Below are 14,064 nucleotides of genomic sequence, written 5' to 3'. Positions count from 1 at the left end.
TTTCGAAAGGGGTGGGCGACATGTTCTTGGGGACGCACTATCTGCGCCTCGACGACAAAGGTCGACTCATCCTGCCTGCGAAGTTTCGCAATGAGCTTGAGAACGGTCTCGTTCTCACCCGCGGCCAGGAACGCTGCCTCACCCTGTTCTCCACGCGGGAGTTCGAGACCGTCCACGAGCAGATGCGAGCGGCGCCGATGACGAGCAAGGAAGCGCGGGACTACCTGCGCGTCTTCCTCTCCGGAGCCTCCGCAGAACAACCGGATAAGCAGGGGCGCATCACCGTTCCGCAGATCCTGCGGCGCTATGCCGGCCTCGGCCGCGACATCGCGGTCATCGGCATGGGCAACCGTGCAGAGATCTGGGATGCACCGACATGGGAGACCTACCTGGAGGAGACCGAGCAGGGCTTCGCCGATCGGTCCGACGAGGTGATTCCCGGTGTGATCTAGTCGCTGGGCTTCAGATCCTCGCCCGCCTGGTGGTTTTGAGATACTTCCCCGGTTTCAAAGCCCTCCGGTCCTGACGCACTTCCCCGGTGGCAGGGCACAGGCGGTCGAGGTTCTGGTTCCAGCGGCACCCGCCGCCCGCATCATGCACACGACCGGCAGCAGATTCCGGCTTCCAGCATTCGGCAGTCAGACGAGAGGAGGAGACATGGCACAGGCACCGCACACCCCCGTCCTGCTCGAACGCTGCGTCGAACTCCTCGGTCATGGAGTCGCCGCAGCCGAGGCGGAGGGCACCGCTCCCGTCATCGTCGACGCCACCCTCGGTGCCGGTGGGCACAGCGCAGGCATCCTGGAGGCGTTTCCCACCGTGCGGCTCATCGGCATCGACCGCGATCCGAACGCGCTGGAGATCGCCGGCGAACGACTGGCCGGATACGGTGAGCGCTTCCAGTCCTTCCACGCCACCGACGATGAGATGGCCGCCGTCCTCGACCGCGCCGGCTGCGAGTCCGTCTCCGGCGTGCTCTTCGACCTCGGTGTCTCCTCGATGCACCTCGATGAGGATGTCCGCGGCTTCAGCTACGCCCGCTCCGCACCGCTGGACATGCGGATGGACCCCGGCGATGCGCTCACCGCCGCCGAGGTGCTCAACACCTATTCCGAGGCCGAGCTCACCCGCATCCTGCGCGACTACGGCGAGGAGCGCTACGCCCGCAAGATCGCCCGCGTCATCGTCGCCGACCGCGAGCAGACCCCGTGGGAGACCTCGGATCAGCTCGTGGCGATGCTCCAGCGCGTCATCCCGCAGCCGGCCGGCCAGCGCCAGCGCTCACACCCGGCCAAGCGCACCTTCCAGGCGCTGCGCATCGAGGTCAACGCCGAACTCGACATCCTCCGCTCGGCCCTCGACCAGGCGCTCACCGCTGTGCACACCGGCGGGGTCGTAGCCGTCGAGTCCTATCAGTCGCTGGAGGACTCGATCGTCAAGCGGGCCTTCCGAGCTGGTCTCGAAAGCCAGGCCCCAGCCGACCTGCCCATCGTCCCGCCGGAGCTTCAGCCCTGGCTCGCGCCGCTGACCCGCGGAGCCGAGAAGGCCCCTGCAGCAGAGATCGAACGCAATCCGCGCGCCGCCTCCGTGCGTCTGCGGGCCGTGCAGAAGACCCGGCAGCCCTGCAGCCGCACACATGAACACGACCACAAGCCGACAGCCGCATCGCAGATGAAAGGTGACCGTTCCGCATGAGCTCCGCAGCCCGCGCCGTCACATCGTCCGCCGCATCCCGTGCTTCACGCTCGCTGAGCGCCCCGCTGACCCGCGGTGAGGCCGCTCGGCTCAAACTCATCGTGCCGGGCCTGGCCGCCCGCCGCACGCCGCTCAGTCTCGCCTTCCTCGGCGTGCTGCTGCTTGGGGTGGTCGCCGTGCTGCTGCTCAACATCTTCATCTCCCACAGCTCCTTCCAGGTGGAGAAGCTCACCGCCGAACAGCGGCAGCTGCACAGCGAACGCGACCGGCTGACCGAGGACATCTCCTACCGGGGAAGCCCGCAGGCGATCACCTCCGCGGCCGAGGAGATGGGCATGAAGCAGCCTGCCCAGGTGAAGTACCTGCGGCTGTCCGACGGCAGCATCATCGAATCCGGTGAAGTGCCGGCTCTCAGGGAAGGCTCAGCAGAAAAGGTGCCGGGCCCGCGTGCCGATACCCGTGATGCCGTCCGCCCGAACCTACGATCGGAGGAGAAGCTTCCAGCAGTCGGAGACTCCGGCTCAGAGGAACTCAGCCCACCGCAGCTCACCGTCCCCCGCTGACACCGGAACCGGTGATCGGTGAGGCCGCCGCACAGCAGGCCGAGCAGCACACCACCGGACACCAGGGGAGCAGACGCAATGGGAAAGCCACAGCAGCGGAAGACCTCCACGTGCAGCGGCACCTCCCATCGTCGACCCGCCCCGGCGCAGCGCACGGGCTCGAACAGACGGCGGTCCGCCGCAACCGGCAAGCGCACCCCGACTGCCGCCAAGCGCAGCAGCGCCACGCGTCCGAGCAGCGCGTCCTCCAGCCCCCGCGCCCGGCGGGGAGGCGCCGCTACGACATCGACGACGCGCCGCACCTCGGCCCAGAAGCAGACGAAGACCGCTCAGGCTGCCCGCCCGACGACCGCGAAGAAGCGGCAGACGAAGCCGACAGCGTCGACGAAACGCCATATGACTGCGACCGGCGCAGTGCGGGTGGCGGACCCGCGCAAGCGGATGAAGGTCCTTGCGGTCCTGGCAGTGCTCCTCATCGTCGTCATCACCGGCAAGCTGTTCTACATCCAGGGCATGGATCCGCGGCAGTTGGCCGAACGGGCTCTCGACTCGCGGCTCGTGACACTGACCCTGCCGGCCTCCCGCGGCGTCATCCTCGCCGCCGACGGCACGGTGCTGGCCGACAATGCGATGCGCTACCGGCTGGTCGCCGATCAGCAGAACGTCGGCAAGTACAAGAACGACGAGGGGGTCGTCATCGGCGCCTGGGGCGCTGCCGAGGAGCTGGCCGAAGAGCTCGACACCGATCCGGGCCTGCTCTACCCGACGCTGCACGGCGACCGGCAGTGGTCCGTCGTCGCCGACGGCATCACCTCGGAGGTGTGGCAGGCGATCAAGGCCCGCGACATCCCGGGCATCACCGCCGATGAGTACGCGATCCGCTCCTATCCGGCCGGAGCCGTCGGCGGCAATCTGCTCGGCTTCGTCGGCTCCGATGGCCAGGCGCTGGCAGGCCTCGAACTCCAGCACGACGACACCCTGCGCGGCACCGACGGCGAACAGCAGTACGAGCGCGGCCTGTCCGGCGACATCATCCCACTCGGCGACTCGAACATCACCCCGGCGCAGAACGGCCAGGGCCTGCAGCTCAGTCTTGACTCCGATGTGCAGTACTACGCCCAGCAGGCGATCGCCGACCAGGTCAAGAAGCATGAGGCCGACTGGGGATCGGTGACGATCTTCGACGTCGAGACCGGCCGCATCATCGCTGCCGCCGAAGCTCCGAGCGTCGATCCCAACAACCCGAGCAAGGTCGATGCCGAGGACCGCGGCTCGCGGATCTTCTCCGGGTTCTTCGAACCCGGCTCCACCTCGAAGATGATCACCGCCGCCGCGCTGCTCGACACCGGCAAGGCTACCCCGACCGATGAGTTCGTCGTGCCGGACACGTGGACCGCGCCCAACGGCGAAAAGTTCCGCGACTCCAGCAACCACCCGGACCAGAAGCTCACCGTCGCCGGCATCCTCATGCAGTCCTCCAACACCGGCACGATCCTCTCCGGGGACAAGCTGAGCCTGGAGGAGCGCTACGACTACTTCTCCCGGTTCGGCTTCGGTCAGTCCTCCGGCATCGACTTCCCCGCCTCCACCCGCGGCATGCTCCACCCGCCTGATGAATGGGACGGCCGCACCAAGTACACCGTCATGTTCGGACAGGGTGTCGCCGCGACCTCCCTGCAGACCACTGCCGCGATGGCGACGATCGCCAACGGCGGGAAGAAGGTCACCCCGCAGCTCATCACCGGCACCGTCGACGACTCCGGCCGGGTCACCGAGATCGCCCCGGCCGAACCCGAACGCATCATCAGCGAGCAGGCTGCCGACGAGCTCATGCGGATGCTCGAAGGCGTCGTCGTCGAAGGCACCGGCCAGTCCGCGCAGATCCCCGGCTACCGGGCCGCCGGCAAGACCGGCACCGCACAGGCGCCCAGCGAAGACGGCGGCTATGACGGCTATACTGCATCGTTCGACGGCGCGGCACCGGCCGAGGACCCCAAGATCGCCGTCTCGGTCACGCTGCAGCGCCCGCGCAAGGGCTACTACGGCGGCACCGCCGCGGCCCCGGTGTTCTCCGATGTTGCAGGATTCACCCTGCGCCACATGGGTGTGCCACCATCAACCGAGGAACCTGATCTCTACCCAGGGGAATGGAAGTAATGCGGATCGACCACTTGGCGCTGCCTGCCGATATCGCCGTCAGCGGCCCAGCCGACACCGAGGTGTCCGGCGTCAGCCACGACTCCCGGCAGACCCAGCCCGGCTGGCTCTACGCCGCACTGCCCGGCGCCAATGTGCACGGCGCGCAGTTCGCCCCCGCGCTCATCGGCAGCGGCGTGCGCGCGATCCTCACCGATCCTGCCGGCCGCCAGCACATCGCCGAGGCGCTCGCAGCCGATCCTGCCGCCCCGCCGCTGTCCGCGCTCACCCTCCTCATCACCGAGACCCCGCGCGCCCGCCTCGGCGCGATCGCCGCCCAGATCTACGGCACCGATCCGGCAGACCCGGTGCTTCTCGGCGTCACCGGCACGAACGGCAAGACCACCACCACCTATCTGCTCAACGGCCTGCTCACCGCCCTCGGCCGCACCACCGGCGTCCTCGGCACCGTCGCCACGACGATCGCCGGCCAGACCCAGCCGGCCGTGCGCACCACCCCGGAGGCTCCGGAGCTGCACGCCCTCTTCGCCCGGATGCGCGCAGCCGGCGTCGACACGTGTGCGATGGAGGTCTCCTCCCACGCCCTGGCCCAGCACCGCGTCGACGGCGCGCGCTTCGCGGTGGCCGGATTTACCAACCTCAGCCAGGACCACCTCGACTTCCACGCCGATATGGAGGAGTACTTCCGGGCCAAGGCCTCCCTCTTCGCCCCGGAGTTCTCCGCCCGCGGCGTCGTCATGCTCGCTGATGACTACAGCCGCCGGCTCGCTGCCACCGCCGAGGTGCCGGTCGCCGCGCTCTCCCGCGACCGGGCCGATGCGCCCGCCTACCTCATCGCCGAGGAGTCCGGCCCCGACTTCACGCTGCACACCCCGGCCGGCCCGCTGCCGGCCCACGCTCCGCTGCCGGGCAGCTTCAACGTCGCCAACACCGCCCTGGCACTCGCGATGCTGCTCGAAGCCGGCACCGAACTCGAGCAGCTGGCCGCGATCGCACGCTCCTTCGAGGTCACCGTGCCCGGCCGCATGGAGCAGGTCCATGACGCCGGCCCGCTAGCCGTCGTCGACTACTCCCACACCCCGGACGCCATCGCCCAGGTGCTCGGCGGTCTGGCGGCGGCCGGCCGCCCGCTCGTCATCGTCTGCGGGGCCGGCGGCGACCGCGATCCCGGCAAGCGCCCGGAGATGGGTGCCGCCGCAGCCCGCGGTGCCGATGTCGTCATCGTCACCGACGACAACCCCCGCTCCGAGGACCCTGCCGCGATCCGGGCGGCGGTGCGCGCCGGCGCCGAGGCGGCCCGCGCCTCGGGAACGGCCCGCGCCACCCGCATCGAGGAGATCCCGGCCCGCTCCGAGGCGATCATCGCCGGCGTGGCCGCAGCAGGGGACAGCGGCACCCTGCTGGTGGCCGGCAAGGGCCATGAGACCGGGCAGGAGATCGCCGGAGTCGTCCATCCGTTCGATGACCGAGAACACACTCGCCGGGCCTGCGCTTCACGCAGTTCGGAGACGCCAGCAGGTAGAGTTCAGGATTGATATGAAGAGATTTTCCGCAGGAGAAGTCGCCGCTGCCCTCAAGGGCAGCCTCTACGGCGTGTCCGCAGACACCGTCCTCACCGGCGGTGTCGTCACCGATTCCCGAGACGTCAGCCCCGGCGACATCTACGTCGCCCGGCGCGGCGAGCACGTCGACGGGATCACCTTCGCTCCGGCCGCTGTGGAAGCCGGTGCCGCGCTCGTCATCGCTGAGGCCGTACCCGCTGTCGACGGCGAGCACCTGCCGACACTGCATGTCACCGATGCCACTGCGGCACTCGGCCAGCTCGCCTCCCTCAACGTCTCCGCCCTGCGCGAATCCGGTGAGCTGACCGTCATCGCGATCACCGGTTCGGCCGGCAAGACCACCGCCAAGGACCTCATCTCCGACCTGCTCCTCTCGGTGGGGGAGACCGTCTGGCCGCCGAACTCCTACAACAACGAAGTCGGTGTGCCGCTCACCGCCCTGCAGGCCGGGGACACGACGCGCTTCCTCGTCCTCGAGATGGGCGCGCGCACGATCGGCAACCTCGCCTACCTCACCTCGCTCATCCGCCCCGACATCGCCGTCGAGCTCAATGTCGGCAGCGCCCACTCCGGCGTGTTCGGCTCCGTGGCGAACACCGCACGGGCGAAGGCCGAGCTCGTCGAATCGCTCACCAGCGGCGGCTGGGCGGTGCTCAACGCCGATGACTCCCGGGTGCGCGCCATGCACGATGTGCTGGCCCCCGGCGTCAACACGATGTGGTTCTCCTCCAGCCCCAGCAGCGCATACGAACCGGTGGTGCGCGGCAGCGACATCACCTCGCACGCCTCCGGCCGCACCTCCTTCCAGCTGCAGCTGCCCGATGAGGACCCGCAGCTGGTCGAACTCGCCCTGCTGGGCGAACACCATGTCGCCAATGCCCTCGCCGCGGCCGCCGTCGCCCACCTGTGCGGCGTCGAATCGCGCACCATCGCCACGACGCTCGGCACCTCGGGAGCGGCCAGCCGCTGGCGGATGGAGCTCATCGACTCCCCGTCGGGCATCAGCGTCCTCAACGACGCCTACAACGCCAATCCGGACTCGATGGCCGCAGCGCTCAAGACCCTCGCTGCGATGGGTCGCGGCGACGATGACACCCCGCCGCGGCGGACCATCGCGGTGCTCGGCGAGATGCTCGAACTCGGCGAGGACTCCATCACCGCCCACGACACCGTCGGCCGCCAGGCCGTCCGTCTCAACATCAACCGCACGATCGCCGTCGGCGAAGGCGCCCGGCCCATCTACCAGGCCGCCCATCTCGAAGGCTCGTGGGGAAATGAGGCCGCCTGGGTCGCCACGGTCGCCGAGGCCCGCGATCTGCTCAACGCCGAGCTCCAGCCCGGCGACATCGTGCTGTTCAAGTCCTCTCGCGACGCCGGATTGCGCTATCTCGGAGACGAGATCGCCGGAATCTCGGGGGCCCAATGATCGCCGTCGTCCTCGCCGGCTGCCTGAGCCTGCTCTTCACACTCGTCGGCACCCCGGTCTACATCCGCCAGCTCGTCAAGCGCGGCTACGGTCAGTTCATCCGCGATGACGGACCCGCATCGCACGCTACCAAGCGCGGCACCCCGACGATGGGCGGTGTCGTCATCGTCTCGGCGACGATCGCCTCCTATCTCATCGCCCACCTCGTCTCCGGCTCCTGGCCGACCGTCTCCGGTCTGCTCGTGCTGTGGCTGGCTGCCGGGCTCGGCGCGATCGGCTTCCTTGACGACTACATCAAGGTCTCTAAGCAGCGCTCGCTCGGACTGCGCCCGCGCGGCAAGATCATCGGGCAGGGCTTCGTCGGCACGACCTTCGCCGTCCTCGCTCTGCAGTTCCCCAATGACTACGGCGAGACCCCGGCCTCCTCGGCGATCTCCTTCATCCGCGACACCCCCATCGATCTCGCCTTCGCCGGCGCGCTCGTGGGCATCGTGCTGTTCGTGCTGTGGGCAAATCTCATGGTCACCGCCGTATCGAATGCGGTGAACCTCACCGACGGCCTCGACGGACTCGCCGCCGGCGCCTCGGCCGTCGTATTCCTCGGCTACGTCATGATCAACACCTGGCAGTCGACGCAGAACTGCTCGCTCATGTCCGAGATGCGCGAGGGCTGCTATGCGGTGCGCGACCCCCGCGATCTCACGATCGTCGCCGCTGCGCTGGCCGCCGCCTGCATCGGCTTCCTGTGGTGGAACACCTCACCGGCGAAGATCTTCATGGGCGACACCGGCTCACTCGCGATCGGCGGTGCGATCGGCGGTCTGGCGATCATGTCGCGCACCGAGCTGCTGCTCATCGTCATGGGCGGCCTGTTCGTCATCATCACCCTCAGCGTCATCATCCAGGTCGCCTCCTACAAGCTCACCGGCAAGCGTGTCTTCCGGATGGCGCCCCTGCAGCACCACTTCGAACTCAAGGGCTGGGGCGAGGTGACGATCGTCGTGCGTTTCTGGATCATCGCCGTGCTCTTCGTCGTCGGCGCGATCGCCCTCTTCTACGCCGAATGGGTGTCCCACCTTGCCAGCTGACACACCCGGCAATCCCGAGCACCCGCTGGCCGGGCTGTCCTTCTCACCCCCGCCGGCAGCAGAGCTCCCGCTGCATCCGGACGGTTGGGTGCCCGTCGACTACCCCCACGCCGAGGCGATCCCCGCCGCCCTGCACGGACCCACCCAGAGCCTGCACGGGCTCACGATCGTCGTCACCGGGCTGGGCGTCTCCGGCTTCCCGATGGCCGTTCACCTGGCCGAACGGCATGCCGAAGTCATCGTCGTCGACGGCGATGCCGAACGCGATCTGAGCGAATGGGAGACGATCCTCGGGGTCTTCGACGTTGACATCCGGCGCGGACCCGAACATGTCACGGACCTGCCGCTCAGCGCCTCCGGAAAGACCCCCGACCTCGTCGTCACCTCACCGGGCTGGCGGCCCGACCACCCGATCTTCACCGCCGCGCACACCCGCGGCATCCCCGTCATCGGCGAAGTCGAACTCGCCTGGCGGGTGCGCGGACACAACACCGCCCCATGGCTCGTCGTCACCGGCACGAACGGCAAGACCACGACCACCTCGATGCTCGAGGCGATGCTGACAGCCGCAGGTCTCAAAGCCAAAGCCTGCGGAAACATCGGCCAGCCGCTCATCGAAGCCGTCCTCGACCCGGCAGCCGAGGTGCTGGCAGTCGAGCTGTCGAGCTTCCAGCTGCACTGGCAGTACTCCATGAGCGCCCATGCCGCCGCCGTGCTCAACCTCGCACCCGACCACGTCGACTGGCACGGCGGCTACGACGCCTACCAGGCCGCCAAGGCCCGCGCCTATGCCAATGTCGTCGCCGCCTGCGTCTACAACGTCGACGACCCGGCCACCCGCACCCTCGTCGAAGAGGCCGAGGTCATCGAAGGGGCGCGGGCGATCGGCTTCACCACCGGCATGCCGGCACCCGGCTCCTTCGGCGTCGTCGACGGCGTGCTCGTCGACCGCGCCTATCTGCACAACCGGCAGTCGACCGCCGCTGAGCTCGGAACACTCGAGGATGTCGCGATCGCCGCCGGCAGCCCCGGCGCTCCAGCGGCCCCGCACCAGATCGCCAATGCCCTGGCCGCCGCCGCTCTGGCGCGCAGCATCGACATCCCGCCGGCAGCGGTGCGCGATGGTCTGCGCGCCCACCGGCCGGCCGATCACCGGATGGCGGTCGTCGCCGCATCCGGCGGAGTGCGCTGGATCAACGATTCGAAGGCCACGAACCCACACGCCGCCGACGCCGCTCTGCGCTCAGCCGAGCGGATCGTGTGGATCGCCGGCGGGCTGACGAAGGGCGCCGACCTCCATGAGCTCATCGCCGCCCACGCCCACCGTCTCGCCGCAGTCGTGCTCATCGGCACGGATCCTGAACCCTACACCACCGCTCTGGCTGCCCACGCCCCGGACGTGCCGATCATCCGCATCGACCCCGCCGCCGAGGTGAGCGGCACCTCGGGTGCGGAAGCCGCCTCGGGAGGGGCCGCCACCTCGAGACCGGCCAGCACCTCGGGGCCGGCCGATGAGAGCCAGCAGGGCGCGGCGATCATGGCCGCCGCCGTCCAGGAGGCCGCCGCACTCGCCCAGGACGGCGACACCGTGCTGCTGGCCCCGGCCGCTGCGAGCATGGACCAGTTCCTCAACTACGGCACCCGCGGCAGCCTCTTCGCCCAGGCCGTGCAGGGCCTGGTGAGCTGAGATGACATCGCTGCGGCACCCCTCCGAGGCACACACCCGGCAGACGCGCGCAGCCGATTTTGCGCGTGAGACCGGGCTGCGGGCCAGTCTGCGCCGGCTGCTCGACATGCCGGTCACGAGCTACTACCTCGTCTTCATCTCCGTGCTCGCCCTCATCGGCTTCGGACTCATCATGGTGCTCTCGGCCTCCTCGATCTCCGCCTACCGGGCAGGGGAGGGCTCCTCGTTCTCCGTGTTCTACCGGCAGGGCCTCTACGCCGTCATCGGCGTGGCCCTCATGATCGGGCTGTCCTATGTGCCGGTCGCCTGGTTCAAGAAGACCGCTTCGATCGTCTTCCTCGGCGCGGTCGTCCTGCAGACCCTGCCGCTGGTGCCCGGGCTCGGCCACGAGGTGCAGGGCAACGCCGGCTGGATCAGGGTCGGCGGCTTCCAGGGCCAGCCGGCAGAGTTCACCAAGATCGCCCTGGCCGTGTGGCTGGCGACGTTCTTCGCCTACAAGTCCGCCAAGCTCGGCTCCCTGCGCGAGATCCTGCCCGCCCTCATCGGCCTCACCGTGGTGCTCGGCCTCGTGCTCGCCGGCCGCGACCTCGGCACCGCAATCATCGTCGTGGCCACCGCACTGGGCACCGTGTTCGTCGCCGGCCTGCCGTGGAAGTACCTCATCACCGCCTTCCTCGGCATCGCCGCGGTCGTCGCCGCGCTCGTGCTCACGAGCGCGAACCGGATGGCGCGCATCAGGGCGATGTTCGCCGGCCACGACACCGATGCGATGGATCCGCTCGGCCAGCACTGGCAGTCCAACCACGGCCTGTTCGCCCTCGCCTCCGGCGGCTGGTTCGGCGTGGGCCTGGGCGCCTCCCGAGAGAAATGGCTGTGGCTGCCGGAGGCGCACAACGACTTCATCTTCGCGATCATCGGCGAAGAGCTCGGACTGCTGGGCTCCGGTGCCGTGCTGCTGCTGTTCTCCGTGCTCGGCTTCGGCCTCATCCGCATCGTGCTGCGCACCGAGGACCGGATGGTCCAGGCCGCCGTCGCCGGGATCTTCATGTGGTTCATCGGCCAGGCCCTCGTCAACATCGGCGTCGTGTCAGGCGTGCTGCCGGTCATCGGCGTTCCCCTGCCCTTCGTCTCCTATGGCGGCTCAGCGCTGCTGGCGACCTGTATGGCCGCCGGCATCGTCCTCGCCTTCGCCCGCGCCGAATCCGGTGCGAAGGAGGCGATGCGCGCCCAATCCGCCCGCGTGCGCGAATCCCTCGCCGTGCTCGCCTCATCCCCGCTGCGCCTACGGAAGAAGAGGACATGACCCGACCGCTGACAGCCCTGTTCGCCGGCGGCGGCACCACCGGCCACGTCGCCCCGATGCTCGCCATCGCCGAAGACCTGCGCTTCCAGGATCCCGAAGCCGAGATCATCATGCTCGGCACGCCCACCGGCCTGGAGACCCGCCTGGTGCCAGAGGCCGGATTCGAACTCGTCACCATCGACAAAGTGCCCGCACCCCGGCGCCTCGACGGGAACCTGCTGCGCTTCCCCGGCCGGCTCGCCGGCACCGTGCGGAAGGTCCGCCGTCTCATCCGCGAACGCGGCGTCGACATCGTCATCGGCGTCGGCGGCTATGTCTGCCCGCCGGCCTATCTGGCCGCGAAGCTCTCCGGCGTGCCCGTCATCATCCACGAAGGCAACGCCAGGCCGGGGCTGGCCAACCGCCTCGGCGCCGGTTTCACCCCCGCCCCCAATATCGGCTACACCTTCGCCGGCACCCCCTTCAAGGGCAGCCATGTCGGTATGCCGATCCGGTCCCAGATCGAGATCATCGACTACCGCGATGCCGCCCAGCGGCAGGCCGCCCGCACCCACCTGGGCCTGCGCACCGACCTGCCGAGCCTCGTAGTGACCGGCGGATCCTCCGGCGCCCAGCGCCTCAACGACGCCTTCGTCGGGGCGCTGGACGCGATCGCCGAGGCAGAGGTGCAGGTGCTGCACATCGCCGGGGCCGGCAAAGCCGATGAGCTCGCCGCCGCAGCCGCGCAGCTGCCGGACTACCACGTCGTCGAATACGTCGACGGCATGCACAACGCCTATCTGGCCGCTGACCTGCTGCTCGCCCGCGCCGGCGCGGGGACCGTCGCCGAGGTGTGGATCACCGGAGTGCCGACCGTGTTCGTGCCGCTGGCGATCGGCAACGGCGAACAGCGCCTCAACGCCGCCGGACTCGTCGAAGCGGGCGCAGCCCTCATGATCGACAACGCCGACTTCGACGCCGCCTCCGTCACCGGTACGGTGCTGCCGCTGCTGCAGGATGCGCAGCGGCTGCAGGCGATGAGCGATGACGTACTCGCCACCGACTTCCCGATGGCGGCCGCCCGCACGATGGTGCATAAGATGTACGCGGCGCTCGGCCGGGAGCACCCGCACCGGCCGTATCCGCCGGACGTGCTCAACCGCAAAGAACGCACAAAGGACGACTGACAGATGGCAGCAGCCCCTGACACGCCGATCATCCCCGCAGCCGAACTCGGCCGCGTCCACTTCATCGGCATCGGCGGCGCCGGCATGTCCGGCATCGCCCGGATCATGCTCATGCGCGGGATGACCGTCACCGGCTCCGATGCGAAGGACTCCTCCGTCGTCGCCGCGCTGCGCGCCCTCGGCGCCCGGATCGAGATCGGCCAACGGGCGGAGAACATCGTCGATGTCGACACCGTCGTCGTGTCCTCGGCGATCCGGCCCGACAACCCGGAGCTGGCCGCCGCACGCGAACAGGGGCTGCGCATCATCCATCGTGCAGCAGCGCTGGCAGGGCTCATGCACGGCCGCACCACCGTCGCGATCGCCGGCACCCACGGCAAGACGACGACGACGTCGATGACGACCGTGGCCCTGCAGGCCGGCGGCGGGGACCCGTCCTTCGTCATCGGGGGAGTGCTGACCGCCTCTGGCACTAACGCCCACGACGGCACCGGCGAGGCGTTCATCGCCGAAGCCGATGAGTCCGACGGCTCCTTCCTCCTCTACGAACCGGCCGTGGCCGTCATCACGAACGCCGAGGCCGACCACCTCGATCACTACGGCGACTGGGCCGGCGTGCGCCAGGCCTTCGTCGACTTCACCAGCCATGTGCGCAGCCGCGACGGTGTGCTCATCGCCTGCGCCGATGACGCCGGCAGCCGGGAGATCGCCGCCCAGGCCGCCGCCGAGGGCGCCCGCGTCGTCACCTACGGCTTCGCCGAGACCGCCGATGTGCCGATCACGGATCTGCGCCCCAGCGACGGCGGCACCGCCTTCACCGTCACCCTCGACGGCCGCTCCTATGATGTCGAGCTCCAGCAGCCGGGCGCCTACAACGCCGCCAACGCGACCGCCGCGCTGTGCGTCGTCTACCACCTCGGTGCCGATGTCGCAGCAGCGGTCGAAGGGCTGGCCGGATTCGGCGGCACCCGCCGGCGCTTCGAACTGCGCGGCAGCGCCCACGGCGTGCGCGTCTACGACGACTACGCCCATCACCCCACCGAGGTCAGCGCCGTGCTCACCGCCGCCCGCTCGGTCGTCGCCCCCGGCGGCCGCGTGCACGCGGTGTTCCAGCCGCACCTGTTCAGCCGCACCCAGAACTTCAGAGCCGAGTTCGGTCAGGCGCTCGACATCGCCGATGACGTCATCGTCCTCGATGTCTTCCCCGCCCGCGAAGATCCGATCCCCGGCGTCACCGGGGCGATCATCGCCGATGCGATCCCTGCGCAGAAGGCGACGTTCCTGCCGGCCTTCTCCGATGCGGTGCCGACCGTCGTCTCCCGGGTGCTGCCCGGCGATATCGTCATCACGATCGGCGCCGGAGACGTCACGATCCTCGGCCCCGAGATCCTCGCCGCGATCGAAGCTGCATGGTGAG

11 protein-coding genes are annotated in these 14,064 nt (G+C 69.3%); all 11 read left to right on the top strand.

The genetic code is table 11. The features are described 5' to 3' along the window. Nucleotides 1-20: 20 nt before the first annotated feature. The 11 genes from mraZ to murC all read left to right on the top strand — a co-directional run bounded on the left by mraZ (nt 21) and on the right by murC (nt 14,063). Nucleotides 21-452: a division/cell wall cluster transcriptional repressor MraZ gene (mraZ, locus tag ACFFN1_RS16680; protein ID WP_376842030.1), complete on the top strand. Its 432-nt coding sequence runs from the start codon at nt 21-23 to the stop codon at nt 450-452. Between the two features lie 205 nt (nt 453-657). Next, the gene (gene rsmH, locus ACFFN1_RS16675) at nt 658-1,695 is read left to right on the top strand and encodes a 16S rRNA (cytosine(1402)-N(4))-methyltransferase RsmH (RefSeq protein ID WP_376842029.1); all 1,038 of its coding nucleotides are present in this window, start codon (nt 658-660) and stop codon (nt 1,693-1,695) included. Beyond that, nucleotides 1,692-2,258: a cell division protein FtsL gene (gene ftsL, locus ACFFN1_RS16670; protein WP_376842028.1), complete on the top strand. Its 567-nt coding sequence runs from the start codon at nt 1,692-1,694 to the stop codon at nt 2,256-2,258. The genes rsmH and ftsL overlap by 4 nt, the downstream gene beginning before the upstream one ends. Before the next feature lie 78 nt (nt 2,259-2,336). Beyond that, nucleotides 2,337-4,415 (top strand): peptidoglycan D,D-transpeptidase FtsI family protein, encoded by a 2,079-nt coding sequence (locus ACFFN1_RS16665; protein ID WP_376842027.1) that lies wholly within the window; start codon nt 2,337-2,339, stop codon nt 4,413-4,415. Further along, a complete protein-coding gene (locus ACFFN1_RS16660; RefSeq protein WP_376842026.1) occupies nt 4,415-5,950 on the top strand; it encodes a UDP-N-acetylmuramoyl-L-alanyl-D-glutamate--2,6-diaminopimelate ligase in 1,536 nt (511 codons plus the stop codon). The genes ACFFN1_RS16665 and ACFFN1_RS16660 overlap by 1 nt, the downstream gene beginning before the upstream one ends. A gap of 1 nt (nt 5,951) precedes the next feature. Next, entirely contained in the window at nt 5,952-7,403 is a 1,452-nt protein-coding gene (locus tag ACFFN1_RS16655; protein ID WP_376842025.1) for a UDP-N-acetylmuramoyl-tripeptide--D-alanyl-D-alanine ligase, read from the top strand. Next, nucleotides 7,400-8,491: a phospho-N-acetylmuramoyl-pentapeptide-transferase gene (gene mraY / locus ACFFN1_RS16650; protein ID WP_376842024.1), complete on the top strand. Its 1,092-nt coding sequence runs from the start codon at nt 7,400-7,402 to the stop codon at nt 8,489-8,491. The genes ACFFN1_RS16655 and mraY overlap by 4 nt, the downstream gene beginning before the upstream one ends. Next, entirely contained in the window at nt 8,481-10,178 is a 1,698-nt protein-coding gene (gene murD, locus ACFFN1_RS16645; protein WP_376842023.1) for a UDP-N-acetylmuramoyl-L-alanine--D-glutamate ligase, read from the top strand. The genes mraY and murD overlap by 11 nt, the downstream gene beginning before the upstream one ends. Nucleotide 10,179: 1 nt before the next feature. After that, a complete protein-coding gene (ftsW, locus tag ACFFN1_RS16640; RefSeq protein ID WP_376842022.1) occupies nt 10,180-11,481 on the top strand; it encodes a putative lipid II flippase FtsW in 1,302 nt (433 codons plus the stop codon). Next, the gene (locus ACFFN1_RS16635; protein WP_376842021.1) at nt 11,478-12,647 is read left to right on the top strand and encodes a UDP-N-acetylglucosamine--N-acetylmuramyl-(pentapeptide) pyrophosphoryl-undecaprenol N-acetylglucosamine transferase; all 1,170 of its coding nucleotides are present in this window, start codon (nt 11,478-11,480) and stop codon (nt 12,645-12,647) included. Before ftsW ends, ACFFN1_RS16635 begins: the two co-directional genes overlap by 4 nt. Before the next feature lie 3 nt (nt 12,648-12,650). Continuing rightward, complete coding sequence (gene murC, locus ACFFN1_RS16630) at nt 12,651-14,063, top strand: UDP-N-acetylmuramate--L-alanine ligase (RefSeq protein ID WP_376842020.1); 1,413 nt, start codon at nt 12,651-12,653, stop codon at nt 14,061-14,063. The last annotated feature ends 1 nt before the right edge of the window (nt 14,064 follow it).

It is taken from the genome of Brevibacterium otitidis, assembly GCF_042429315.1.
GTDB classification, from domain to species: Bacteria; Actinomycetota; Actinomycetes; order Actinomycetales; family Brevibacteriaceae; genus Brevibacterium; species Brevibacterium otitidis.
The sequence above is the reverse complement of the archived record's forward strand: the minus strand, read 5'-3'. Positions and strand labels throughout refer to the sequence as shown.

Excerpts from the sequence above, each read along its gene's own strand:
- mraZ (WP_376842030.1), top strand. The coding sequence starts at position 21 with ATGTTCTTGGGGACGCACTATCTGCGCCTCGACGACAAAGGTCGACTC.
- mraY (WP_376842024.1), top strand. The coding sequence starts at position 7,400 with ATGATCGCCGTCGTCCTCGCCGGCTGCCTGAGCCTGCTCTTCACACTC.
- ACFFN1_RS16635 (WP_376842021.1), top strand. The coding sequence starts at position 11,478 with ATGACCCGACCGCTGACAGCCCTGTTCGCCGGCGGCGGCACCACCGGC.
- murC (WP_376842020.1), top strand. The coding sequence starts at position 12,651 with ATGGCAGCAGCCCCTGACACGCCGATCATCCCCGCAGCCGAACTCGGC.
- ACFFN1_RS16655 (WP_376842025.1), top strand. The coding sequence starts at position 5,952 with ATGAAGAGATTTTCCGCAGGAGAAGTCGCCGCTGCCCTCAAGGGCAGC.
- ftsW (WP_376842022.1), top strand. The coding sequence starts at position 10,180 with ATGACATCGCTGCGGCACCCCTCCGAGGCACACACCCGGCAGACGCGC.
- ACFFN1_RS16665 (WP_376842027.1), top strand. The coding sequence starts at position 2,337 with ATGGGAAAGCCACAGCAGCGGAAGACCTCCACGTGCAGCGGCACCTCC.
- ACFFN1_RS16660 (WP_376842026.1), top strand. The coding sequence starts at position 4,415 with ATGCGGATCGACCACTTGGCGCTGCCTGCCGATATCGCCGTCAGCGGC.
- rsmH (WP_376842029.1), top strand. The coding sequence starts at position 658 with ATGGCACAGGCACCGCACACCCCCGTCCTGCTCGAACGCTGCGTCGAA.
- ftsL (WP_376842028.1), top strand. The coding sequence starts at position 1,692 with ATGAGCTCCGCAGCCCGCGCCGTCACATCGTCCGCCGCATCCCGTGCT.